This window comes from Pseudoalteromonas lipolytica, assembly GCF_001306915.1.
GTDB classification, from domain to species: Bacteria; Pseudomonadota; Gammaproteobacteria; order Enterobacterales; family Alteromonadaceae; genus Pseudoalteromonas; species Pseudoalteromonas simplex.
The window spans coordinates 524,442-543,352 of the sequence record NZ_LJTC01000002.1 but is presented as its reverse complement, the minus strand read 5'-3'; the positions used below and the strand labels follow the sequence as shown (position 1 = coordinate 543,352).

Genomic DNA, 18,911 nt, shown 5'->3' with positions numbered 1-18,911 from the left:
TTCTTAGTCCCTTGAAATTTAGCAAAATAAATACGTCTTAAATTGAAGTTTAGCTCAAAAAAATGTTTTTTTTCAAAAATATAATTTGTTCACTAGGGTTTAACAAATATGATGCCAGAGTTAAAGAATAAATTTGTAATCGACTAAATGAAGATGAAAAAAAAGGCCATTAAATGGCCTTTTTGTGCGTATGGGCTTTCACAAAATGAAAGTTAGAATTTGTATTTAACACCGAACATAGCAACAACTGGGTCAATTTCTACCGTCGAAGTTAATGCCTTTGCGCCGTCAGCATAAACTGTTGCGTCTGTATCGATGTCGATTAGTGAAACCATGCCATGTAGGCCCCAGTTTTCACTCATCATGTAGTTAAAACCAGCTTGAGCTGCAAAGCCAAATGAATCATCTAGTTTCACTTCTACATCGTCAGTACCTAATGTTGCTTTTAAAGCCGCAGAAGGTTTCTCATCAAAGAAGGTTGTATAGTTAATACCTACACCCACAAAAGGACGGAACTTATAAGTTGAGTCTAAGAAGTGGTACTGGGCGATTAGTGATGGTGGTAATTGTTTAATATCGGCAATTTTATTGCCCGCTAAGCCACCAGTTCCTTGAACATCATGGCTAAATGGTGTCGCTGCAACTAATTCAAGAACCCAGTTGTCATTAAAAGAGTAATCAATCGTAATACCTAATTGGGTATTGTCATCGCCACGAAGTCCTAACGTTGGCGCTTCATTGATTTTTGAGCTGTCGTTATCAGGGTTTACATTAATTGCACCTACATTCACGCTTAAGTTTGCGTTTGCAACAGGAGAGAGTGCTAATAGTGAAGTAAGTAATGCAATGCTTAATTTAGTTTTCATGTTGTTCTCCGCGAACTACTTGTCTTATTTGGTTGAGGCTATTATTACTAAGTTGCAGCGGACAAAACCTGTTCTAGATCAAAGTTTCAAAAATGTTTGAACTAGGTGAAGCCATTTTTTGATTTAGATTAAGTTTTTAAATGGGAAGATCAAAAAAAGATTGACTCTTATTGACTCTATATTCAGTTGCGGCTGGTAAACTAACGGTGTTATTTGCTTATTAGGTGTTTTGCATGGCTGATCCTCAGCACTTATTTCTTCATGGCTCGATTTCAAAAGCGCTACTTAAATTAGGTATCCCGATCATCTTAATCAATATTTTGCAGTCGGCTTATCAACTGACCGATGCATTTTGGGTAGGCCGCTTAGGGGCAGAGCAAGTAGCTGCCGTTTCTGTCAGTATGCCGGTCACTTTTTTAGTGATTGCTATTGGCTCTGGGTTGGCAATGGCGGGCGCTATTTTATCCGCTCAATACATGGGAGCGGGTCAGCAAGATAAGGTTAATCACGTTGCTGCCCAAACTATGTTAATGGTGACAATTACCGCAACCATACTTGGCTTAATAGGCTATATGCTTTCACCATATTTTTTGACTTTATTAGGTGTTGAAGATCAAGTGTTTGGTGATGCCCTTAAATTTATGCATGTATCTTTTATCGGCGTTGTGTTTGTATTTATTTATGCCATGTTTCAAGCCTTAATGCGTGGTATCGGGCAAACCAAGGTGCCGCTCTATATTGTTAGCGGTACTGTGTTACTCAATTTTGTGCTTGACCCCTTACTGATTTTTGGTTTTGGTGACTTTTCGGGTTTTGGCGTAATGGGCGCTGCACTAGCCACACTTATCACGCAAAGCTTAGCGGCTGCAATCGGGGTATGGGTGTTTTTGCGAGGGCGTCACGGCATTCAACTTAAACTCTCTAGTTTTAAACCAGACTGGCAGTATATGAAGCAAGCCTTCTTTTTAGGAGCGCCTGGCTCGGTTGAACTCTCTGCGCGAGCCTTTGGTTTAATTATTATGTCGTTTTTGGTAGCTAGCTTTGGTACGCACACGATTGCCTCTTATGGTGTTGGATCTAATATTTTACAAATGGTGATGATCCCGGCAATGGGTCTTTCAATGGCTGTTTCGACTTTGGTTGGTCAAAACATGGGGGCGGGAAATCCACAGCGTGCAGCACAAATAACTCGATTAGCCTCACTTTGGGGACTGCTGGGCCTGACAATAGTGGGTGTTGTTGCTTATCTGTTTGCTGAATACTTGGTGGCCTTTTTCATTCCTGATGATGAGTCTGTGATAGCGGGTGGTGCAGAGTTCATTCGGGTTATGTGCTTAACTTGGGGCGGAATAGGCGTGCAGCTTTGTGTAGTCGCTGCATTTAGGGCTTCAGGCAACATGCTAAATGCGATGGTTGTGTCACTGCTTTCACAATGTGTTATTCAATTTCCTGCCGCGTATATTTTGTCTAAGCATACTTCACTGGGACCACAGGGCATATGGTATTCCTTTGCTATCACCAATGTACTTGTGGCAATCATTACTTATCTTTGGTTCGCAGCTGGTCGTTGGCAACGAACACAATTAACCAAAGAAGACAAAGACATTGCCAAGGTAACTCAAGAAACCCTTATTGAAGAAGGAAATCATTAATTTAAGTTTCACACTGCGGTCATAATCTCTCGTTGTAATAACCTAAGCTTTCTAACTGATTAGGGTTATTATGAGTTTGATATCAAATGCAGAGTTAGTAACGCACCAGTCGGTGCAATCTGAGGTGGTTGAAACATTACAAACCTTGCTCCGATTTAAATCGGTAACGCCCGCTCAAGCTGGTGCAATTGATTGGCTTGAAGGTAACTTAAGCCAGCTCGGCTTTGATTGTGAGGTATTTAGCTTTAATCATGTTACTAATTTAATTGCTAAAATCACCTTTGGTGAAGGCCCTATCGTTGCTTTTTCTGGCCATATTGATGTGGTCCCTGCTGCAGAAGGTGATTGGCGAGTTGATCCTTTTAGTGGCGAGATAGTCGATGGCAGTGTCTATGGCCGTGGCGCAGCAGATATGAAAGGCGGTGTTGCTGCGATGCTTTGCGCAACAAAACGTTTTTTAGCGCAAAATAGCAATAAAGGCGGCACATTTTACTGGTTAATAACCTCAGATGAAGAGGGCGAAGCTGAATACGGATCCTTGTTAATTGCTGAGCGTCTAGCCAAACAAGGTGTTGTGCTTGATGGTTGCCTAGTTGGCGAGCCGACGAGTCATCAGCATGTGGGTGATACCATTAAAAATGGCAGGCGAGGCGCGTTGTCTGCTCGATTATCTATTCAAGGTAAAGCAGGGCATGTTGCCTACCCTGAAAACACCATAAACGCTGCACATTTAAGTGCAGAGGTCGTAAAGCGCTTAACGGCAATTAGCTGGCACAAAGATGAAACAAGCTCGGCAACAACACTGCAAGTGACCGGCATTAATATAGCCAATGTGGTCGATAATCTTGTGCCTGCTCAATGTGAGATCACGTTTAACGTACGTTATAGTCATGGCTACAAAAGTAAAGACGTTAAAGAAGAAATTCAGTTTGCATTGGCAGATTTAGCATTGCGGCTAACGCTTGTTTGGGAGCGTCCGTGCGAATCATTTTATACCTTGCATCAGGCGAGCAATTGCTTGTTGCAGCAGCTTGAACAAGCCGTGCATGAAGTAACAGGCAGCTTCCCTATGCTTAGTACCAGTGGTGGCACATCAGATGGGCGATTTTTTGCCAATGAGCACACGCAAGTGATTGAATGTGGTGTGCGAAACCATACCATTCATCAAGTTAATGAGCATGTTCCTATCGCAGATTTAAAAACTATTGAGCAAATATACTTAGCTGCGCTTAGAAATATCTTTAATTAAAAAGAAAAAGTCGGCGAATATGCCGACTTTTTTAAGCTATTTTTAACGACTATTCGCGTGGCTGCCCTAAGTATCGTTTGGCTTTACTCGCTTTTACTTTATCTAAGTCGACAAGCACTAATCCATCAATGCAATTATTGAACTCAGGGTCGATGCTAAAACTTAAAAACTGTACGCCTCCTGGCTCGCAAAGCTCTGTGTATTGTTTGAATAAGGTTGGGACTTGCGCACCAATATTGGCAAGCACATGCTTAAGTTCAACAAAATCTTCTTTAATATCATCCCCAGCAAATAACTGAGCACATTGTTCTTTTTGTGATTCGGTATGGCGATATTCATTATTGGGGATAGCTAACACTTTTTTAGCACCATAATAATGCTGGTAATAGTGAACCAATAGCGATTTAGCTTGCTCGGGGAGCGCGTTAGATACGCTAACTGCGCCAAACAAATAGCGGTATTGCGGGTACCGGTTCACAAATGCGCCAATGCCAAACCACAAATAGTCTAGGCTCTTTCTACCCCAGTATTTGGGTTGCACAAAGCTGCGACCGAGCTCAATGCCCTTTTCAAAATACGGCGCCATATCATCGCTGTAGCTAAATAGGCTGTCAGTATATAAACCTTTGCGGCCATGTTTTTCTATAATGTCTTGTGCGCAGGCAAGTCGGTATGCGCCGACTAGTTCAAGTTGCTTAGCATCCCACAGAACGAGGTGTTGATAATCCATGTCGTATTTATCTATATCACGGCGTTTACCACTGCCTTCACCGACTGCCCGAAACGCAATTTCACGAAGTCGTCCTAGTTCACGGAAAATCGGTGAGCTACCACAGTATTGATATAAATAAATTTTCATACCATCAGAGGTTTCACCTAATAGCTCACACTCTTCAATGGCTTTTTTAAGGTCTTTCGTTGCTTCAGGACTGGCAATGGGGGTTTGCGTTTTTAACGGCAGAGGTTTTTTTGTGATAAGTCGATACAGTTGTTTTCTTATCAACTGAGCTATTTCTTTATCTTTTAAATTTTCGATTAAATATGACTCAGGTGGGATGGACGCGCCAATTTCAAACTCTAATGATTTTTGTCGTTGTTTGAACATCTCTTTGACTAATAACAAACTGGCTAAGGGTTTGTAGATCATTGAGGTGCCGTAGAATAACGGGCTGTTTTTCGCTTTGATGTAAATAGGCAAAATAGGTGCGTTGGCTTTTTTTGCCATACGTAAAAAACCGCTGTTCCACTTACAGTCTTTAATGCCCGTTGGACTTAAGCGCGATACCTCACCTGCAGGAAAGATTAATAATGCACCGTCTGATTTTAAGTGTTGCTGGATATTAGCGAGTTCTTTCTTTTTACTCGTACCAGAGAGGTTATCAACGGGAAGGAGTAACGAGTGCATCGGAGTGATTGACATCAGCATGCGGTTTGCAACGACTTTTAAGTCGGGGCGTACACTTGATAAGACTTTTATCAGCGCTAATGCATCAAGAGAGCCGATAGGGTGGTTAGCGACAATAACGACATTACCTTCACTTGGTATATGTTCCATTTGTTTTGGCTTGTAGCGCGTGTCAAAGTCAAGCTCATCAAGCACTTGCTCTACAAATTCAAGTCCCTGTAAGTGTGGGTATGCATCACCAAAGGCAACAAACTCTTGCTCATGTAATAAATAACCTAGGCCTTTCTTTACTAAACCTTTTACTTTTGGCGAATTTTCTAATTGTGGTAAATTTGCTTCTATTACTTTATCAACACTGATCATACAAACCTCAAACATAAACGCATTTAGCGATGAGGTTAGGGTAAGAGTTCGCTGTGACAGTTAGGTTGCAGTTGTGTGACTTTTTAAAGAGCGCTTCGTGTTCGAGGCTAAAATGGAGAAGACAATGATTTTACTTGTAGCTGTAACAGGCCGAGATTGCAGCCAATTAATTGCCCGATTACAAGCGTTATTACCAGAGATTGACGTACAGCTTTGGTCTGAGTGCACAGACTACGAAGCCGTAGAGTTTGTACTGGCCTGGAATGCGCCCGCTGATTTATGGCCTAAGCTGGTAAATTTAAAAGCAGTTTCTTCATTTGGTGCAGGCGTTGATAGCATCGACTTAACAAAGATAGCAGCGCATGTTCCTGTTGTTAGAATTGTTGATGATAACCTTGCTAATGATATGGCAGAGTATGTATTGGGTCATGTATTGGCGCACAAGCTGAGACTCAAAGAATATTATTTAAAACAATCAGCGGGTACTTGGAAGCCAAAGCGAGCGTATTCACATCAACATGTGGGTATCTTAGGTTACGGTGAACTAGGCAAAGCCTGTGCAAAGCGTTTACTCGCAAATGGTTTTCAAGTGAGTGCTTGGTCTAATAGTGAAAAACACGACGTTGAAGTAAGCACCTATTACTCACAGCAGGGGTTAGATGACATGCTTGGTCAAATTGATTATCTCGTGTGCTTACTACCACTTAACCAACACACTCAGGGCATTATCAATAAATCACTGCTGGGTAAACTACAAAGCCATGCGGTGCTAATTAATGTTGCCAGAGGCAAACATGTTGTCGATGAAGATTTACTCGAGGCACTTAATAGTGAGCAATTACGTGGCGCCACCCTTGATGTATTCAGCGAAGAGCCTTTACCTCAGGCGCACCCTTACTGGTCTCATCAAAAGGTGACCTTAACGCCTCACTGTGCTGCAATTTCAGATTTAGAGTCTGTCTCGTTGCAAATTGCAGGTAATGCTAAAAGATTAACTGAAGGTAAAGAACTAATAAATCAGGTTGATAGAACAAAAGGTTATTGACACATTGTAAATTTGTTTAATAAACGTCTTGTTAACATCTGTAATTTTGCTATTCTGGAGTTGCTCAATAAAAAAACAATAATAAAAGAGGCGTTATGAAATCTAATCAAAGTGGAGCTAAATTTAGTCTGGTCGTCGTGTCAGTTATCGTTTTAGGTGTGTCAGCATGGTTTAACCAAGCTAATGCATCGGAGCAACCAGTTCAGGACATTGAAGTTAGTCAATCATAACCACACAGCATGCTCATCGAGTGCAGCACGTTTAGATGCTGCACTTTAATCGCTTATTCAACTAACTTCTTTTTGAGTGGATTTCTCTGTTCTCGTGTTTCTTCTCGTCAGATTTTTTAATCATCACATACGTTGCACCACTACCACCATGATGCTTAAGAGCACTGTGAAAGGCTAAAACCGCTGGAATTTCTTGCAGCCACTTATTGGTATAGCTCTTTAAAATACCTGGCTGTGATTTATTTTTGATACCAATCCCATGGCGAATAAGTACGACACGAATATTTCGTTTATGACAGTCATCGATAAAATTAAATAACGTACTACGTGCACGTTGAAGAGGCTGACCATGCAAATCAAGCGTGGCATCGAGTTGATATTTAGCTAAACGTAAGTTTTTATATACTTGGCCTTGTACGCCATCTTTTTTAAATGCCAATATGGCATGAGGATCTAACAGCTCGACGAACTCGCTGCGCAAATAGTTTTCATCAATTGCTAAATCACACTCAGCTGCTTTACGTTTTTCTTGTTGCGCTAAAGAAGGGCCTTGCTTGGTGGAATCAAATTGAACAGTGTCATGCTTAAGAGGTTTTACGTCTTCCATAGATGAGAGAAATAAGTCGAAGTCGTTTAATGACATAAGGTACCTCCAAATTAATTATACCCAAACCACCTCAAGGTGCGAGTTTCAGTTGGAATTAAAAGCGATTTAGGCAAGGCATTGATTGCAAATAATAGTGGTTCTATTGTTAAAATCAATAACGCAGTATAAATCGCTTTTAAACCAACCCTCTGGGCGTTTCACAGGCACTTACTCTCATCGTTGTTACTTCTTAAAAGGGACCACCATTCTTGCAAAGTAACGCCTTGATATTAAGCACCTGTGAAACGCTGAATTCTGCATCTTGAGGTGGCTTGGGTATATATACGCCATTAATGGTATCTCAGTTCAACCATTTTGTAAGTAAAAAAAAAGCCCAAGCAGGGGACTGCTTGGGCATAAATGCTGATAGATGATATAGCCTATTCTATCAATTTATCTTAGGGGAAGATTAACCTTGATTGATATTCAACTGGCCAAATGTGTAGACCTTGAATAAATAAAATGTGTTGATCAACACCAAGCTCATGTTTGATATTACGCTTGATGACATCAGATCTAAACTAAACGATAAAAATAATAAACTACACGCGCTAATCGCTGCAAAACGCAGTAATGTTAGCTGGTTAATAAAAAATGCACCTAGTCCTAGTGCAAGTAACGTTAAGTTTAAAAGCCAATCTAGCTCGTTTAGCATGGTCGTATCTGATCGTGTCTGTGTTGAAAAAGGAGCGCCATTATGGTGATCTTTTACACAGCTTTCAACCAAGTAATTTTAAATTTTCGGATTAGATTTTTTAATCCATTATCAGTTTTTTCATCGCTGCAAAAAATCCATTTTGTTCTGTAACTCGGTACTTCTGACAGGTGTCTGGTTTACGCTTATCTTGGCACAGGTAAATAATGTTGCGGCTTAGGTCTGCACGGGGGCTAAGAGTAGAATCAAATAAGTTTGCACCATAACCAAAAACCCCGGGCCAAAATATACTTTGTGAGACCATACCTAGCTTTTCGTAAGTGATTAACACGGGTTTTGGCGTAATTAGCAGAATTAATACAACTGCTGCGAGTGCATACCACCGTGTTTTGCTTTTCTTAAGTTCTACTTCAGGAGCACTGTGCTGAGCAGCTTGTGCGCGCGCTTGTTGTTGGTTTACTGGTCTTTGGCGCTTTGCTTGTGTTGGTTTCTTTCGTGCAGGAGCTTTACCAAGTAAAGATTGTTTTTTTATTTTATTAGACATAAAGCTTATCTGGCCTTTTAAATATAGGTCTCTATAATGAGATTATAACGAAGTTTTTGATATAATAGTCAAATTCAAATCACTCATAGCTTAAATGCGTTACACTCTACAGTGCAATGAGTGTTTATCTTCATAGTTTAAGAGGAATAGTATGGATACGCAGCTTTCAATTCTAATTGTGGACGACGTAGGTACGGTCCGCAGTTTTCTAAATCAAACATTAATGCACCTTGGTATCGATAATGTACGTGAAGCTTCTACAGCCGCACAGTGTTTAAGCGCATGTAAAGAGAAAGAGTTCAATATAATTTTTCTAGATATTGAATTACCCGATGGAGATGGTAAAGAGATTATCACGCAAATAAATGAAATTTCGCCCGAAGCGAATGTCGTGATGGTTTCGGCTCATTCAACAGTAGAAAACGTTAAAGAAGCAATTGAAAAGGGCGCTAAAGGATTTGTAGTAAAACCGTTTACACCTAAGAAAATTGCGGCAATGCTGAAAAAGTTTTACCCAGAACTAGAAATTGTCTAGCTAATTAACTATTGGGGCATTTAGAAAAGTGCCTTGTTAAATTACAAACAAAAAAAAACCGGCAAAAGCCGGTTTTTCATATTCATCAAAAACAAATTATAGCGCTTTGATTTTAGCTGCTAAACGGCTCTTATGACGAGCTGCTTTGTTCTTGTGGATTAGACCTTTAGTTGCGTAACGGTCTAGGATAGGTGTTGCAACAGCGAATGCCGCTTGTGCAGCTTCTTTGTCGCCCGCTTCAATTGCAGCAACTACTTTTTTGAAGTAAGTACGCATCATTGAACGACGGCTTGCGTTATGTTGACGATTTTTTTCGCTCGTAATAGCGCGTTTTTTTGCAGACTTGATGTTAGCCAAGGTTTGCTCCTAACAATCTTAAAATAAGCTTAATTTAAAGGCCGTGGAATATGCCTGTTTTTATCATGAATGTCAACGAAATTTTGACATCTCAAGAAAAACTGCTCCTTATAACGAACATCAATTTGCCGCTTTAGCAGTTAATATCGCCATTGTAACAAAGGGTCGGGTTCGAGCCTAGTGCTTTAAAGATATTTTAGGCATAATCGCCCATCTTAGAAGTTTTTTGATAATGGGTTTAAGGTGGCAAAAGGATTATTTCGTTCTGGGATGATTGTTAGTGCAATGACGATGATCTCGCGTATTTTAGGGTTAGTAAGAGATGCGGTTGTGGCGAATCTCCTAGGTGCCAGTGCTGCTGCGGATGTGTTTTTATTTGCCAATCGAATTCCTAATTTCCTAAGACGCTTATTTGCTGAAGGAGCCTTTGCCCAAGCATTTGTGCCGGTTTTATCTGAGATAAAAGAACAACAAGGCGATGACAAAGTCCGGTTGTTTGTAGCTCAAGCAGCCGGTACGTTAGGAACTATTTTATTAATTGTTACCCTGTTCGGAGTTATTGCTTCTCCAGTTATAGCGGCCTTATTTGGAACTGGCTGGTTTATTGATTGGTGGCAAGGAGGCGAAAATGCCGAAAAGTTCGTACTGGCCAGTGCACTGTTAAAGCTGACTTTCCCTTATTTATTTTTCGTGAGTTTGGTTGCCCTGAGCGGTGCGGTCATGAACGTCTATAATCGCTTTGCTGTTGCAGCGTTTACACCTGTGCTGTTGAATATATCGATTATTAGCTGCGCAGTTTTATTGCACGATAAATTTTCAGTTGGGGCTTATGCCCTTGCCATCGGCGTATTTGTTGGGGGGGTAGTACAGTTATTGTTCCAGTTGCCATTTTTGTACCGTGCCCGTATGCTGAGCCGCCCAAAATGGGGCTGGCAAGATGAAAACGTTAAAAAAGTGCGAAAACTCATGCTACCAGCCTTGTTTGGCGTGTCTATCAGTCAAATAAACCTGTTGCTCGACACCATGATTGCCTCAATGTTGATGACCGGTTCTATCGCGTGGCTTTACTACTCAGACCGTTTAATTGAGTTTCCTCTTGGCTTATTCGGTATCGGTATCGCGACGGTAATTTTACCCGCATTGTCTAAGCTACATAGCACTAAAAGCACAAAAGATTTTCAGCTAACCCTGGATTGGGGGGTGAGATTTGTTATTTTCTTAGGCTTGCCTGCTATGTTTGGTTTAATGGTGATAAGCCCGCTCATTATTACGGTTTTATTTGATCATGGTGCATTTCAGGACGGTGAAATTGATCATGTAAAAGCGGTAAGTTACGGTGTCATGGCCTACTCAGTTGGACTGGTTAGCTTTATGTTAATCAAGGTGTTAGCACCGGGCTTTTATTCGCGTCAAGATACTAAAACCCCCGTAAAAATTGGTATTAAAACACTGGTGTTAAATATGGTGTTTAACATTATGCTAGCTCCATTTATTGGCTATTTGGGGTTAGCGTTAGCAACCGCGATGTCGGCCAGTTGTAATGCCTATTTGTTGTATCATCAACTACGTAAAGAAGGCGTTTATCAGTTTTCTGCGATGAGCCTTGGTTTCACCTTTAAGTGTTTGTTTTCAAGTTTATTAATGGCCGCATCTGTATGGTATGTGGGCCAGCAATTTGCCTGGAAAGCATGGCACTTTACTGAGCAAGTGCTGCTGTTGAGTGGATTATTAGTGCTGGCGGTTTTTGTTTACTTTGCGGCCTTATTCATTCTAGGTGTGCGACTAAATACGATAAAAAGTGTTGCAACTACTGAATCAAACTAAAAAAAAGATTATAATCGGCGCTTCAAGCCCGATATCAATGTTTTGGGCTCGCTGATAAAGGCAAAAAGGTGGCATGGAGTTAATTAGAGGTATTCACAATATTCGCGCGCAGCATTATGGCTGTGTGTTGACCATTGGTAATTTTGATGGCGTGCACTTAGGTCATGCAGAAGTGATTAAAGGCTTGCTGCAAGACGCAGAAAAGCATCAATTGCCAAGTACCGTGATGTTATTTGAGCCTCAGCCACAAGAGTTTTTTGCCAAAGATAATGCACCTGCGCGTTTAACTCGACTACGTGATAAGCTCAGTTTGCTTGCTAAATTAGGCGTGGAACGAGTGATTTGTATTAGCTTCAATCAGCAATTTGCCAACATGGAAGCAGAACAGTTTGTCAGCCAAGTACTGGTTGAAAAGCTAGGCGTTAAAGCATTAACTGTTGGTGATGACTTTTGTTTTGGCAAACGTCGTCGTGGCGATTTTGCGTTACTAAAAACCATGGGCGCTGAGCTGAACATGGATGTGAAAAGTACTGCAAGTTTTCGCAGACTCAATGATAGAGTAAGTAGTACCCTTATTCGCCATGCGCTTGCTGCAGGGCAATTGGAAGATGCAAAAACCATGTTAGGTCATGGCTATGCGATTTCTGGGCGTGTTATTCATGGCTGGGCGAAAGGTCGTGAATTAGGGTTCAGAACGGCCAACATAGCGCTAAAACGCCAAGTATGCCCAGTAAATGGGGTATTTGCGGTAAGAGCAAAAGTGGGTGATAAAGAATTATATGGGGTTGCAAATATTGGCAACAAACCCACATTTAATGGGACACGCGCATTGTTAGAGGTTCATATTTTCGACTTTGCGCAAGACATTTACGGACAATTTATGCACGTGGAGCTAATTAAAAAGCTTCGCGATGAGAAAAAATTCGAGACATTAACACAACTGACGGCGCAGATTGCAGATGATGTAACCGCCGCTAAGCAGTGTTTTGGTTTAAATTAGGTAGCCGATACGGAAAGTAGGATTAATGAGCGACTACAAACATACTTTGAATTTACCGGAAACAGCGTTTCCAATGCGCGGCAATTTGGCACAACGTGAACCAAAGATGCTTAAGACATGGTATGAAGACGATCTTTACGGTCAAATTCGCAGCGCTAAAAAAGGTAAAAAAACCTTCATTTTGCATGACGGCCCTCCGTATGCAAACGGTGATATCCATTTAGGCCACTCGGTAAACAAAATTCTTAAAGATATTATTGTTAAGTCAAAAACCTTGTCTGACTTCGACGCACCTTACGTGCCGGGTTGGGACTGTCACGGTTTACCAATTGAATTAATGGTTGAAAAGAAAGTAGGCAAGCCAGGCGTGAAAGTGTCTGCTGCTGAGTTCCGTGAAAAATGTCGCGCATACGCCAAAAAACAAGTCGAGGGTCAAAAAACAGACTTTAAACGTCTTGGTGTATTCGGTGACTGGGACAAGCCTTACTTAACAATGAACTTTGACTTTGAAGCGAACGCAATTCGCGTGCTTGGTCGCATCATTAAAAATGGTCACTTACACAAAGGTGCTAAGCCTGTTCACTGGTGTACAGATTGTGGTTCAGCACTTGCTGAAGCGGAAGTTGAATACCAAGATAAACAGTCTCCAGCAATCGATGTACGTTTTCAGTTTGCTGATCAAGATGCTGTAATCAATGCGTTTGAACTTGCTGAAGGCCATGAAGGTACCGGTGCAGTTAGTACTGTTATCTGGACGACAACACCGTGGACATTACCAGCTAACCGTGCAGTAGCCGTTCACGAAAAGCTTGAGTATGCCCTTGTTCAAATTGATGACGAAGGTGCACAGCAACGTCTAATTTTAGGTTCTGAGCTAGTTAAAGATGCTATGGACCGTTATGGCTTCAAACATTACCACGTACTCGGTTATGTAAAAGGTGCTGCACTTGAGAACTTACAGGTTGCTCACCCGTTCTATGACTTCACAGTGCCTGTGATTGTGGCTGATCACGTAACGACTGATTCTGGTACTGGTGTTGTTCATACTGCACCAGGTCACGGTCAAGAAGATTTCGCGGCAGGTCTTGCTTATGGTTTAGAAGTAGCTAACCCTGTTGGTGCTAACGGTGTTTACTTACCTGACACACCAATGTTTGCAGGTCAGCACGTATTTAAAGCGAATGCGAGCGTTATTGACGTATTAACTGAAAACAATGCGTTATTGCATCATCATGCGCTTACGCACAGCTACCCACATTGCTGGCGTCATAAAACACCTATTATCTTCCGTGCTACGCCACAGTGGTTCGTAAGTATGGACCAAGCTAACCTTCGTCAAGATTCATTAAACGAAATCAAAAAGACTGAGTGGTTACCTGAGTGGGGCGAGAGCCGCATTGCAAACATGGTTGAAGGCCGTCCTGATTGGTGTATTTCACGTCAACGTACATGGGGTGTGCCAATTGCATTATTCGTTGATAAAGACACTGGTGCGCTTCACCCGAATACACAAGAACTTATCGAAGAAGCGGCGAAATTAGTTGAAAAGTCAGGTATTCAAGCTTGGTATGACTTAGACCCAGCTACTTTGCTTGGCGATGACGCTGAGCAATACATGAAAGTTCAAGATACGCTAGATGTATGGTTTGACTCAGGTGTGACTCACGCATGTGTGGTTGATGCACGTGAAGATTTAACCGGTCCTGCTGATCTTTACTTAGAGGGTTCTGATCAACACCGTGGTTGGTTTATGTCGTCAATGATGACATCGGTTGCTATCAATGGTCATGCGCCATACAAGCAAGTGCTAACACATGGTTTCACGGTTGATGAAAATGGCCGTAAGATGTCTAAGTCATTAGGCAACGTAATTTCACCACAAAACGTGATGAACAAACTAGGTGCTGACATCTTACGCTTATGGGTTGCATCAACTGACTTTACAGCTGAAATGACTGTATCTGATGAAATCTTTAAACGTTCAGCAGACCGTTATCGTCGTATTCGTAATACGAGCCGTTATCTACTTGCGAACTTAAGTGGTTTTGATCCAAAAACAGATCAAGTTGCTATTGAAGACATGGTTGAGCTTGACCGTTGGATTGTGGGCCGTGCAGCTGAGCTGCAAGATGAAATCTTAGCGGCTTACGACAAGTACCAAATGCTACTTGTAACGCAAAAGCTAATGAACTTCTGTACTGGTGAGCTTGGTTCGTTCTACCTAGACGTAATCAAAGATCGTCAATACACAGCGAAAAGCGACAGCCATGCGCGTCGTTCATGTCAAACTGCGCTTTATCACATTGCCGAAGCAATGACCCGTTGGATGGCACCGATCTTAAGCTTCACTGCGCAAGAAATCTGGGAAGCATTACCAGGTGAGCGTGACAAGTTTGTATTCACCTCAGTGTGGTACGATGGCTTGCAAGCCTCTTCACAAGGTAAGTTCAGCAACGATGATTGGTTAACAATCCTAAACGTTCGTGATGAAGTAAACCGTGTGCTAGAAGCGGCGCGTAAAGAAGAAGTTATTGGTGCAACTCTACAAGCAAACGTAAGCATCTATGCAGGTGAAGAGCTAAGCGCGAAATTAGCTGCATTAGGTGATGAACTGCGCTTTGTACTATTAACTTCAGGCGTGACAGTTGAAACTGTGACTACGCAGCCAGAGGATACGCAAGCTACAGAAATTGATGGCTTATACATTAAAGTTGCCGCAACAACCGCTGAAAAATGTGAGCGTTGTTGGCATTACTGTGATGATGTAGGTGCTGATCCTGCACACCCTGAAATCTGTGGCCGTTGTGTAAGCAATGTTGACGGCGATGGTGAACAGCGTCAGTTCGCATAGGAGTTGTTTGTGAGCAAACTAGCCGGAAAAAGTGGCTTGGTTTGGTTATGGCTTAGTCTACTGCTTTTGGTAGTAGACTATGCGACAAAATCACTTGTCGTTAATACCATGGCCTATCAAGAGTCGATAGATATTCTGCCATTCTTTAACTTCACCTATGTACACAACTATGGTGCGGCATTTAGCTTTTTGAGTGATTCAGGTGGCTGGCAGCGCTGGTTCTTTAGTTTGATTGCAGTGTCGATCAGTGTGCTTTTAGTGTGGTGGCTGAAACGTTTACCTGCGTCTAACAAGGTATTATGTTCTGCTTATGCGTTAGTTTTAGCCGGTGCAATAGGCAATTTATACGACCGAATCGCGTATGGCTATGTTATTGACTTCCTGCATGTATATTACGAAAACTGGCACTTTCCTGTTTTTAATATTGCCGATTGTGCGATTTGTATCGGTGCCGCATTACTTTTATTTGATGCCTTCACAGGCGAAAGTCCTAAGGAGCAACAAGCATGAGCCAAGCTGTAATTGGTGAAAACTCTGAAGTGATCTTTCATTTCTCAATTAAGTTAGAAGATGGCTCAGCAGCCGATTCAACTAAAGTACATAATAAACCTGCAAAATTGCGAATGGGTGATGGCAGTCTGACAGCAAACTTTGAAAAGTGCTTACTCGGTTTAGCGGCTGGTGAAAGTAAGTCATTTGCATTAGAGCCAGAAGATGCATTTGGTCAGCCAAATCCAGATAACATCTACTATGTTGACCGCAGCAAGTTTGGTGCAGACACGCCTGCTGAAGTAGGTAATATTATTGCCTTTACTCAGCCTGATGGTACTGAGTTACCAGGTCTTGTTCGTGAAGTGCAAGGTGAGTCAGTTACGATTGACTTTAACCACCCACTAGCAGGGCAACGCTTAACCTTTGAAGTCGATATTTTAGAGGTAACAGGTTAATGGATATTTTATTAGCGAACCCACGTGGTTTTTGCGCAGGCGTTGACCGTGCAATCAGTATTGTGGAGCGCGCACTCGATATCTTTGAAAAGCCAATCTATGTGCGTCATGAAGTCGTTCACAACCGATATGTTGTTGATGGCTTAAAAAATCGCGGTGCAGTCTTTGTTGAAGAACTAGATCAGGTTCCTGACGACAGCATTGTTATCTTTAGTGCGCATGGTGTATCACAAGCTGTTCGAAGCGAGGCAAAGCGTCGTGACCTTAAAGTATTTGATGCAACCTGCCCGTTGGTAACAAAAGTACATATGGAAGTAACACGTGCAAGCCGTAAAGGTACTGAGTGTGTGTTAATTGGCCATCATGGTCATCCAGAAGTAGAAGGTACAATGGGGCAGTACGACAACGAAGCCGGTGGTATTTACTTAGTAGAAACGCCAGAAGATGTTGCAAACTTAACGGTTAAAAACCCTGAGAACCTGTTTTACTGTAGCCAAACAACGTTATCTGTAGATGATACAGCAGATGTGATTGATGCATTACGCACTAAGTTTCCAGCAATTGATGGCCCGCGTAAAGATGACATTTGTTATGCTACGCAAAACCGTCAAGATGCAGTGCGTGACTTAGCTGATAAAGTGGATGTATTGCTTGTAGTTGGGGCTAAAAATAGCTCTAACTCTAATCGTTTACGTGAGCTTGCCGATAAAATGGGCACTACGGCTTATTTGATTGATGATGCAAGTAATGTTGAAGCTGATTGGTTCAACAATGTAAATGCGGTGGGTGTTACTGCAGGTGCATCTGCACCAGAAGTTTTAGTTCAACAAGTTATTGCTCGCCTAAAAGAATTGGGTGGCAATCAAGTTGTTGAAAATCCTGGCGAAGAAGAGAACATAGTATTTGCCGTTCCTGTTGAGCTACGCTAATCTAAGCAAATAGTAGTCAACAGTTAAAAGAGGAGCCCATGAGCAAACAGCCTAATTCAAACGGCTTGCTGATTGCGGCTCTTTTTCAATCTCGTGGTGTCCTTGCCACACTGATCGTCAGCCAAGTCATTGCTATTTTACTCGCCTTTTCACCAATGAGCTCAGGTGATGTTTGGTTACGTCTAGCTATATTTAGCTGCTTTTTACATCTAATTTTTCTTTCAAGCTTGTCGTTACTGTATGTATGCCGGGCTCTACTTACAAAGCTGTCGCACCCTAAACAGTTATTCATTTTGATATCCACTTTACTGACATTAACTTCTGTTTTTAGCTGGCTGTTTTTGTCTGTGTTTTCAGATGTGTTCGCTATGGAGTCGAGAGCTAACTTTATTGTCAGTAATTTACTGATCATATTTTTGGTCACCGCGTTGTTCAGCCAATTCCTGCTTATTCATAATCAAAAAGAGCAACAAACGAAAGCGTTAGCGCAGGCTGAGCTTGATGCATTACAAGCAAGAATACGCCCTCACTTTTTGTTTAATAGTTTAAACACTGCTGCTGAGCTTACCCATTATGATGCTGAGGCGGCTGAACAAGCAATTTTGGCGCTGGCGGCGCTGTCGCAGGCCGCAATGCGCAGCGGTAAAGCCATAAAGCTTGCTGATGAAATCACTTTATGCCAGCAGTATGTGGCACTTGAACGTTGGCGCTATGGCGAACGCCTAGCATTAAGCTGGCAATTACCTGACGAGTTGCCAGATATAGATATTCCGTGTCTGACAATACAGCCGATTATTGAAAATGCGGTTTTTTATGGCGTAGAGTCAGCAGAGCAGGGCAACATTTCTGTCGAGATGCATCAATCGAACAAAGCTTATACTTTTATTATAACTAACCCTGTAGCGAAGCAAGGGAGCCATTCACGAGCAGGCAACGGTATGGCACTTGAAAACATCCGCCAGCGCTTGGCACTTTTCTATCATCAAAAAGCGCAACTGAGTACGACTGTTCGTGATGAGATCTTTAGGGTGAAACTGGTGATACCTATTAAGAGAAACGCATGATAAAAATTTTAATTGCTGATGACGAGCCTTTAGCAAGGGCGCGTATTAAACGTTTATTAGCTACTAACGAACTTTGCACAGTAGTAGGTGAAGCCAGTAACGGCGAACAGGTGATTGAACTTTGTAAGCAGCTCCAGCCTGATTTAGTGATGCTGGATATTAATATGCCCAAGCAGTCGGGCCTTGAAGTAGCTGCTGAACTAAAACAGTTTTCGATCCCCCCAGCAGTGATGTTTTTAACAGCGCATCCTGAGTATGCGTTAACTGCATTTGAGCTCGCTGTAGATGGCTATTTAGTTAAACCTGTATCCGAGCAAGCTTTAACAAAAGCAATGGCGCAGCTTAGTAAATTAAACCGAACTCAAGTATTAACACCTGAAAATAACTATATTTGTTATCAACTTGCAGGCGTATTAAGAAGAGTAAATATAGATGATGTTATTTGCTGTATTGCAGAGCAAAAATACACGCGGGTGGTGTTTTTTGAAGGTGAGGCACTTGTTGAGCAAAGTTTAAAACAACTTGAGCAAACCTATCCGCTTCAGCTACTTAGAATTCATCGTAATACACTTGTCAATAAGCAACAAATTGTAAGCCTTAATAGTCCTTCTTCTGGTGGACATACAGTCACGATGAAGCAGTTTAAAGAGCCTTTGTCTGTTAGTCGTCGAGAGCTTAAAAATGTAAAAGCTGTAATGGGTAAAAAATAAAAACTCTCAATGCAGCAGCTTATCTCCTAAAGTCCCAGC

Annotated in this window: 19 protein-coding genes; 13 read left to right on the top strand and 6 right to left on the bottom strand. The window is 41.8% G+C overall.

The window, feature by feature from the left end; all coding sequences use genetic code 11:
• Positions 1-212 precede the first annotated feature (212 nt).
• The gene (locus AOG27_RS04400) at positions 213-866 is read right to left on the bottom strand and encodes an OmpW/AlkL family protein (RefSeq protein ID WP_054551769.1); all 654 of its coding nucleotides are present in this window, start codon (positions 864-866) and stop codon (positions 213-215) included.
• A gap of 233 nt (positions 867-1,099) precedes the next feature.
• Between AOG27_RS04400 and AOG27_RS04395 the strand changes: the two genes are divergently transcribed.
• Complete coding sequence (locus AOG27_RS04395; protein ID WP_054551768.1) at positions 1,100-2,518, top strand: MATE family efflux transporter; 1,419 nt, start codon at positions 1,100-1,102, stop codon at positions 2,516-2,518.
• A 70-nt stretch (positions 2,519-2,588) separates the two neighbouring features.
• Positions 2,589-3,767, top strand: a complete 1,179-nt coding sequence (gene dapE, locus AOG27_RS04390; RefSeq protein ID WP_054551767.1) for a succinyl-diaminopimelate desuccinylase — start codon at positions 2,589-2,591, stop codon at positions 3,765-3,767.
• Between the two features lie 49 nt (positions 3,768-3,816).
• Here dapE and AOG27_RS04385 read toward each other — a convergent pair whose 3' ends face one another.
• Complete coding sequence (locus tag AOG27_RS04385; protein ID WP_054551766.1) at positions 3,817-5,535, bottom strand: lysophospholipid acyltransferase family protein; 1,719 nt, start codon at positions 5,533-5,535, stop codon at positions 3,817-3,819.
• A 124-nt stretch (positions 5,536-5,659) separates the two neighbouring features.
• Between AOG27_RS04385 and AOG27_RS04380 the strand changes: the two genes are divergently transcribed.
• Together AOG27_RS04380 and AOG27_RS21845 are read left to right on the top strand one after the other, a co-directional pair.
• Positions 5,660-6,580, top strand: a complete 921-nt coding sequence (locus AOG27_RS04380; RefSeq protein WP_054551765.1) for a 2-hydroxyacid dehydrogenase — start codon at positions 5,660-5,662, stop codon at positions 6,578-6,580.
• A 95-nt stretch (positions 6,581-6,675) separates the two neighbouring features.
• Positions 6,676-6,810: a hypothetical protein gene (locus AOG27_RS21845; RefSeq protein WP_262387613.1), complete on the top strand. Its 135-nt coding sequence runs from the start codon at positions 6,676-6,678 to the stop codon at positions 6,808-6,810.
• A 61-nt stretch (positions 6,811-6,871) separates the two neighbouring features.
• On the opposite strand, the gene smrA is transcribed toward AOG27_RS21845, so the two are convergent.
• The 3 genes from smrA to AOG27_RS04365 form a co-directional block, all read right to left on the bottom strand.
• Positions 6,872-7,453 (bottom strand): DNA endonuclease SmrA, encoded by a 582-nt coding sequence (gene smrA, locus AOG27_RS04375; protein ID WP_054551764.1) that lies wholly within the window; start codon positions 7,451-7,453, stop codon positions 6,872-6,874.
• A 412-nt stretch (positions 7,454-7,865) separates the two neighbouring features.
• Positions 7,866-8,111: a hypothetical protein gene (locus tag AOG27_RS04370; RefSeq protein WP_054551958.1), complete on the bottom strand. Its 246-nt coding sequence runs from the start codon at positions 8,109-8,111 to the stop codon at positions 7,866-7,868.
• A gap of 100 nt (positions 8,112-8,211) precedes the next feature.
• Positions 8,212-8,655 carry a hypothetical protein gene (locus tag AOG27_RS04365; RefSeq protein ID WP_054551763.1) on the bottom strand — a complete coding sequence of 148 codons (444 nt, stop codon included), beginning with the start codon at positions 8,653-8,655 and terminating at the stop codon, positions 8,212-8,214.
• A 151-nt stretch (positions 8,656-8,806) separates the two neighbouring features.
• Between AOG27_RS04365 and AOG27_RS04360 the strand changes: the two genes are divergently transcribed.
• A complete protein-coding gene (locus AOG27_RS04360) occupies positions 8,807-9,190 on the top strand; it encodes a response regulator (protein ID WP_054551762.1) in 384 nt (127 codons plus the stop codon).
• A 96-nt stretch (positions 9,191-9,286) separates the two neighbouring features.
• On the opposite strand, the gene rpsT is transcribed toward AOG27_RS04360, so the two are convergent.
• A complete protein-coding gene (gene rpsT, locus AOG27_RS04355; protein ID WP_036967030.1) occupies positions 9,287-9,547 on the bottom strand; it encodes a 30S ribosomal protein S20 in 261 nt (86 codons plus the stop codon).
• A gap of 243 nt (positions 9,548-9,790) precedes the next feature.
• Here rpsT and murJ point away from each other — a divergent pair, with 243 nt between their 5' ends.
• The 8 genes from murJ (at position 9,791) to AOG27_RS04315 (ending at position 18,872) form a co-directional block, all read left to right on the top strand.
• A complete protein-coding gene (gene murJ / locus AOG27_RS04350) occupies positions 9,791-11,371 on the top strand; it encodes a murein biosynthesis integral membrane protein MurJ (protein WP_268795023.1) in 1,581 nt (526 codons plus the stop codon).
• Between the two features lie 73 nt (positions 11,372-11,444).
• Positions 11,445-12,371: a bifunctional riboflavin kinase/FAD synthetase gene (gene ribF / locus AOG27_RS04345; protein ID WP_054551761.1), complete on the top strand. Its 927-nt coding sequence runs from the start codon at positions 11,445-11,447 to the stop codon at positions 12,369-12,371.
• 25 nt (positions 12,372-12,396) lie between these two features.
• Positions 12,397-15,222: an isoleucine--tRNA ligase gene (ileS, locus tag AOG27_RS04340; RefSeq protein WP_054551760.1), complete on the top strand. Its 2,826-nt coding sequence runs from the start codon at positions 12,397-12,399 to the stop codon at positions 15,220-15,222.
• Between the two features lie 9 nt (positions 15,223-15,231).
• Positions 15,232-15,732, top strand: coding sequence for a signal peptidase II (lspA, locus tag AOG27_RS04335; protein ID WP_054551759.1), 501 nt, complete (start codon positions 15,232-15,234; stop codon positions 15,730-15,732).
• Entirely contained in the window at positions 15,729-16,169 is a 441-nt protein-coding gene (fkpB, locus tag AOG27_RS04330) for an FKBP-type peptidyl-prolyl cis-trans isomerase (protein WP_054551758.1), read from the top strand. Before lspA ends, fkpB begins: the two co-directional genes overlap by 4 nt.
• Positions 16,169-17,098, top strand: coding sequence for a 4-hydroxy-3-methylbut-2-enyl diphosphate reductase (ispH, locus tag AOG27_RS04325; protein WP_054551757.1), 930 nt, complete (start codon positions 16,169-16,171; stop codon positions 17,096-17,098). Before fkpB ends, ispH begins: the two co-directional genes overlap by 1 nt.
• Before the next feature lie 38 nt (positions 17,099-17,136).
• Positions 17,137-18,162 carry a sensor histidine kinase gene (locus AOG27_RS04320; RefSeq protein WP_054551756.1) on the top strand — a complete coding sequence of 342 codons (1,026 nt, stop codon included), beginning with the start codon at positions 17,137-17,139 and terminating at the stop codon, positions 18,160-18,162.
• The gene (locus AOG27_RS04315; protein ID WP_206769726.1) at positions 18,159-18,872 is read left to right on the top strand and encodes a LytR/AlgR family response regulator transcription factor; all 714 of its coding nucleotides are present in this window, start codon (positions 18,159-18,161) and stop codon (positions 18,870-18,872) included. The genes AOG27_RS04320 and AOG27_RS04315 overlap by 4 nt, the downstream gene beginning before the upstream one ends.
• Positions 18,873-18,911: the final 39 nt, after the last annotated feature.

What these genes read in the sequence shown, in the direction of transcription:
- dapE (WP_054551767.1), top strand. Translation starts at nt 2,589, where the DNA reads ATGAGTTTGATATCAAATGCAGAGTTAGTAACGCACCAGTCGGTGCAA.
- AOG27_RS04360 (WP_054551762.1), top strand. Translation starts at nt 8,807, where the DNA reads ATGGATACGCAGCTTTCAATTCTAATTGTGGACGACGTAGGTACGGTC.
- AOG27_RS04365 (WP_054551763.1), bottom strand. Translation starts at nt 8,655, where the DNA reads ATGTCTAATAAAATAAAAAAACAATCTTTACTTGGTAAAGCTCCTGCA.
- ribF (WP_054551761.1), top strand. Translation starts at nt 11,445, where the DNA reads ATGGAGTTAATTAGAGGTATTCACAATATTCGCGCGCAGCATTATGGC.
- AOG27_RS04370 (WP_054551958.1), bottom strand. Translation starts at nt 8,111, where the DNA reads ATGCTAAACGAGCTAGATTGGCTTTTAAACTTAACGTTACTTGCACTA.
- AOG27_RS21845 (WP_262387613.1), top strand. Translation starts at nt 6,676, where the DNA reads ATGAAATCTAATCAAAGTGGAGCTAAATTTAGTCTGGTCGTCGTGTCA.
- AOG27_RS04385 (WP_054551766.1), bottom strand. Translation starts at nt 5,535, where the DNA reads ATGATCAGTGTTGATAAAGTAATAGAAGCAAATTTACCACAATTAGAA.
- AOG27_RS04315 (WP_206769726.1), top strand. Translation starts at nt 18,159, where the DNA reads ATGATAAAAATTTTAATTGCTGATGACGAGCCTTTAGCAAGGGCGCGT.
- ispH (WP_054551757.1), top strand. Translation starts at nt 16,169, where the DNA reads ATGGATATTTTATTAGCGAACCCACGTGGTTTTTGCGCAGGCGTTGAC.
- fkpB (WP_054551758.1), top strand. Translation starts at nt 15,729, where the DNA reads ATGAGCCAAGCTGTAATTGGTGAAAACTCTGAAGTGATCTTTCATTTC.
- AOG27_RS04320 (WP_054551756.1), top strand. Translation starts at nt 17,137, where the DNA reads ATGAGCAAACAGCCTAATTCAAACGGCTTGCTGATTGCGGCTCTTTTT.
- AOG27_RS04395 (WP_054551768.1), top strand. Translation starts at nt 1,100, where the DNA reads ATGGCTGATCCTCAGCACTTATTTCTTCATGGCTCGATTTCAAAAGCG.
- ileS (WP_054551760.1), top strand. Translation starts at nt 12,397, where the DNA reads ATGAGCGACTACAAACATACTTTGAATTTACCGGAAACAGCGTTTCCA.
- smrA (WP_054551764.1), bottom strand. Translation starts at nt 7,453, where the DNA reads ATGTCATTAAACGACTTCGACTTATTTCTCTCATCTATGGAAGACGTA.
- AOG27_RS04400 (WP_054551769.1), bottom strand. Translation starts at nt 866, where the DNA reads ATGAAAACTAAATTAAGCATTGCATTACTTACTTCACTATTAGCACTC.
- AOG27_RS04380 (WP_054551765.1), top strand. Translation starts at nt 5,660, where the DNA reads ATGATTTTACTTGTAGCTGTAACAGGCCGAGATTGCAGCCAATTAATT.